1 protein-coding gene is annotated in these 937 nt (G+C 77.8%); it reads left to right on the plus strand.

Going from position 1 to position 937, the window contains the following annotated elements:
* Positions 1-34 precede the first annotated feature (34 nt).
* Complete coding sequence (locus G5C65_RS37730) at positions 35-886, plus strand: alpha/beta fold hydrolase (protein WP_165303577.1); 852 nt, start codon at positions 35-37, stop codon at positions 884-886.
* Positions 887-937: the final 51 nt, after the last annotated feature.

The raw sequence follows: 937 nt of genomic DNA on the forward strand, positions 1-937 counted from the left end.
CCCGCCCAGACCGCACCCAGGGAGCAGCGCGGCCATGCCCAGCACCGGCCCGGGGCTCAGCACCCACAGCCGCACGATCGGCGGCAGCCGCTTCTGCTACCTCGACTCCGGCGGCGACGGGCCCGTCCTGCTCGCCCTGCACGGCCACTTCGGGCGCGGCCGGATCTTCGCGCCGCTCGCCGCGGCGCTGGCGGGACGCTACCGCGTGGTCGCCCCCGATCTGCGGGCCCACGGACACTCCGCGCACGGCGGCGACCCCGGGCCCGACACCTACGTCGCCGACACCGCGGCCCTCGTCGACGCGCTGGGCCTGGCCCCCGCCGCCGTCCTCGGGCACTCCATGGGCGGCGCCGTCGCCTACCTCCTCGCGGCGCGCCACCCCGGACTCGTCCGCGCCCTCCTCGTCGCCGACATGACCGTGCTCAACCAGCGGCCCGAGACCGAGCCCGTGCTGGATGTCAGCGGCTGGCCCCGCCGCGCCCCCTCGCGCGGTGCTCTGGGCGCCGCCGTGGAGGCGCACGGCGTCCCCGACGCGGGCTACTTCCTGGAGAGCGCGGCCGAGTTCGACGACGGCTGGGGCTTCCTCTTCGACCCCGCCGAGATGATGGCCTCGCAGCGCGCCTTCGAGGGCGACTTCACCGCCGAGTGGCGCGCCTCGCGGCAGCCCGCGCTGCTGCTGCACGGCGAGCACAGCTTCATCCTCACCGCCGGGACGGCCCGCCGGATGGCCGCCATGCGCCCCGGCACCCGGCTGGTCCGCTTCCCGTGCTGCGGCCACTGGCTGTACGACGACGACCCCGACGCCTTCGCCGCCGCCGTCGGCGGCTTCCTCGACGAGGTGTACGCGGCGGACGGCACCGGCGGGGCCCGCGCACCGGCCCGGTGAGCCCTGCGAGCCCCCGGAGGGGGCGGCCCCCGGCTCCCCGTCCGCTACCCC

Origin of the sequence: Streptomyces boncukensis (genome assembly GCF_011045075.1) — a bacterium.
Lineage (GTDB): Bacteria > Actinomycetota > Actinomycetes > Streptomycetales > Streptomycetaceae > Streptomyces > Streptomyces boncukensis.

Bases quoted from the DNA above. Each gene is read 5' to 3' on its own strand.
- G5C65_RS37730 (WP_165303577.1), top strand. From the start codon at position 35: ATGCCCAGCACCGGCCCGGGGCTCAGCACCCACAGCCGCACGATCGGC.